3 protein-coding genes and 1 pseudogene are annotated in these 3,270 nt (G+C 67.6%); 2 read left to right on the top strand and 2 right to left on the bottom strand.

Translation table 11 applies throughout. From position 1 onward, the window contains the following. A pseudogene (locus tag ABI385_RS01800) lies at positions 1-501 on the top strand (glycosyl hydrolase); the annotation flags it as partial. On the opposite strand, the gene pgi reads toward ABI385_RS01800, so the two are convergent. Further along, positions 492-2,168, bottom strand: a complete 1,677-nt coding sequence (gene pgi / locus ABI385_RS01805) for a glucose-6-phosphate isomerase (protein WP_348102019.1) — start codon at positions 2,166-2,168, stop codon at positions 492-494. The pseudogene ABI385_RS01800 and the gene pgi sit on opposite strands and share 10 nt — an antisense overlap. A 100-nt stretch (positions 2,169-2,268) precedes the next feature. Continuing rightward, entirely contained in the window at positions 2,269-2,712 is a 444-nt protein-coding gene (locus ABI385_RS01810) for a DUF664 domain-containing protein (RefSeq protein ID WP_348102020.1), read from the bottom strand. A gap of 265 nt (positions 2,713-2,977) precedes the next feature. Here ABI385_RS01810 and ABI385_RS01815 point away from each other — a divergent pair. Beyond that, positions 2,978-3,270: YciI family protein (locus tag ABI385_RS01815; protein ID WP_348102021.1), on the top strand; the 293-nt coding region annotated here is incomplete at its 3' end.

Here is a 3,270-nt window from a genome sequence, read left to right on the forward strand (position 1 = left end):
GAGCGGTTCGTCCGCGACATCTACACCTACAACCAGGGAACCGTGCTCGGGACGCTCGTCACCCTCGCAGATCCGCGCAGCCTCGACCGGGCCGCTCATCTCATCGACGCCGTGGCGACCCGGCTCACTTCTGAGGTCGAAGCGCGCCATCCGCTCGTAACCCACGGGGGTGGTGACGGCGGCCTGTTCACCGGGATCCTGGTCCGCTACCTCGCTCTGGCGAGCGCCTCACCCGCTCTGAACCGTGAAACCCGAGGCACCGCAACGACTCTCGTACAAGACACAGCCGCCGCACTGTGGTCAGGTCGATCCCGACGCTCGACCCACGACGGGACCTACGCCGTGGTGTTCTCTGCTGACCCGGCCACACCGGCGGGCACACAGGACGACGGTGTGACTTCCGTCGAGCTGTCCACGCAGCTGCAAGCGTGGATGACGTTGGAGGCAGCCGCGCGCCTCACCGCGGCTCAGCCCCCTCATCAGCCTCCGACTCAGCGCTGACGGTGTGAGCGGTAGTAGCGGACCAGCGACTGGGTCGACGCGTCCTGCTTCTCGAGCGCCGCCTCGTCGCCCGCGACGGCCGGCGTCACCTGCTGCGCCAGCTGCTTGCCGAGCTCGACTCCCCACTGGTCGAAGCTGTCGATGCCCCACACGACACCCTGGGTGAACGTCACGTGCTCGTAGAGCGCGATCAGCTGGCCCACGACCGACGGCGTCAAGGCCGGGGCCATGATCGAGGTCGTGGGCCGGTTCCCCGGGAACACCCTCGCCGGCACGATCGCCTCGGCCGTCCCCTCGGCGCGCACCTCGTCGGCCGTCTTGCCGAACGCGAGCGCCGCCGTCTGAGCGAAGAAGTTGGCGAGGAACAGCTCGTGGACGTCTTTGTCGCCGTCGACAAGCGGGTTCGCCGGTGTGGCCACGGCGATGAAGTCAGCGGGGATGAGCCGGGTCCCTTGGTGGATCAGCTGGTAGAACGCGTGCTGGCCGTTGGTGCCGGGCTCGCCCCAGAACACCTCACCGGTCGCGGTGGTGACGGGGCTGCCGTCCCAACGCACGCTCTTGCCGTTGGACTCCATCGTCAGCTGCTGCAGGTATGCCGCGAACCGGTGCAGATACTGCGCATACGGCAGAACCGCGTGGCTCTGCGCGTCGAAGAAGTTGACGTACCAGACATTCAGCAGACCCATCAGGGCCGGGATGTTCGAGGCGAGGTCGGTCTCCGCGAAGTGCCGGTCTATCGCGTGCATCCCGGCCAGGAAGTCAGAGAAGCTGCCCGGGCCGATCGTGACCACGAGTGAGGTGCCGATCGCGGAGTCGACGGAGTAGCGCCCACCCACCCAGTCCCAGAACCCGAACGCGTTGGCTGGGTCGATCCCGAACGCCTCGACCTTGTCCAGCGCCGTCGACACCGCGACGAAGTGCTTGCTCACGGCCTCGGACCGCGCGCTGTCCGAGGCGTCGATGGCCCCTGCGGAGATCAGGGTGTCGAGCAGCCAGGTGCGCGAGAGGCGGGCGTTGGTCAGGGTCTCCAGGGTCGTGAAGGTCTTGGACGCGACGATGAACAAGGTGGTCTCGGGGTCGAGGTCCTTGGTGTTCTCGGCGACGTCCGTCGGGTCGATGTTGGAGATGAACCGCGCCGACAACCCTTGTTGCACGTAAGGCTTCAGCGCTTCGTAGACCATCACGGGACCGAGGTCCGACCCTCCGATCCCGATGTTGACCACCGTCTCGATGCGCTTGCCGGTGACACCGACCCACTCACCGGACCGCACCTTCTCGGCGAAGGCGTAGACCTTGGCCAGCACCTCGTGGACGAGCGGGACGACGTCCTCGCCGTCGACGTCGACGTGGACGTCGGACGGGTCGCGGAGGGCGGTATGCAGGACGGCCCGGTCCTCGGTGACGTTGATGCGCTCCCCGGCGAACATCGCGTCACGACGCTCGGTCAGACCGACCTGACCCGCCAGATCGACGAGCGCCGCCACGATGTCGGTGTCGACGAGATTCTTCGACAGGTCGACGAACAGGTCGGCAGCGGTGAAAGTCAGTCGCTCGACTCGTCCGGGATCCTCGTCGAACGCGCGGCGCAGGTCGATGTCCCGGCCTTGCCGCAGCTGCGTCAGTCGCGCCCAGGCCTGCGTGCTCGTGGCGTCGATCGGTGTGCTCATGGGTCGGAGCCTATCGAGCGCGGCCCGGTGGCCCTTCGGTTCGAGCGGCGGCTATGCCTCGACGGGCGGCGGTGGCTGGCCGCCGTTCGAGCAGGGCCGGCTAACCCACCGACACGCTCCCGGTCGCATAGTCCCAGGTGCCCCCGTCGATGAGCTCTCGCGCGGCGTCGAGGTGGCCAGCATGGCAAGCCGTCTCGACGAGCAGGTGGAGCAGTACCTCGTGCAGGTCGTCGAGACGCCAGCCGCCCCATAGCTCCTCTGGCCACCAGGCCGGGACGGTATGGAGAGCCAGGCCCCCGATCGCGACCGCCGTCGACGCACAGATGTCTGCATATGCCTGCACGACCTCGCGCGGCTGCGTCGCCGGGTCGACGGCGTAGTCGTCCTCGACGAGCTCGTGCGGGCCGTCGTCCAGCATCACGTCGCGCAGCCAGAAGCGGGTGCTGGAGGCCAGGTGCGCGAGCATGCCCACGACGGTCCAGCCGGAAGGCACGACAGCACGCAGCAGCTGTGCGTCGTCGAGCCCGTCGACGATGCCGAGCACTCATTTCTGCTGGGCCGCGAGCGCGGTGAGGACGGTCCTTGTCGCCACGTCCGGGTCACTGGTCAGGTCGGTGGTCAGGCTGGTGGTCAGGCTGGTGGTTGTCATGACGAGACGTCGGAGCGGCCGGTGCCGTCTCGACATGCCGGCCGGTGTCGTCTCGACATACTGGGTGGTGCCCCCTTCCCATGTCGAGAACTCCCACCGCGCAACGACGTCCCGAGTGAAACGCCCAGCCGAACACTTCGAGCAGAGAAGGTGCATCGTCATGAAGTTCGTCATCATGATCCATTCCAACCCGCAGCCGTGGGGACACCCGACCGGCAACTACGTCGCGGAGAACCGGGCCCTGCCCCAGGAGCAGCGCGACCAGATGAACCAGGAGTTCGACGCGCTGTTGGAGGACATGCACGCTCGCGGCGAGCTGCTCGGCGGTGAGGCGTTGGCCGACCCGTCCACCTCCTCGTTGTACCGGTGGGAGGCCGGTACGCCGGTGGTCACCGACGGTCCCTACGCCGAGACCAAGGAGCACCTGGCGGGGTTCTTCCTCATCGACGTCGA

Origin of the sequence: Lapillicoccus sp., assembly GCF_039935575.1 — a bacterium.
Taxonomy (GTDB): domain Bacteria; phylum Actinomycetota; class Actinomycetes; order Actinomycetales; family Dermatophilaceae; genus Lapillicoccus.

Coding starts and splice junctions, on each gene's coding strand:
- pgi (WP_348102019.1), bottom strand. CDS start 2,168: ATGAGCACACCGATCGACGCCACGAGCACGCAGGCCTGGGCGCGACTG.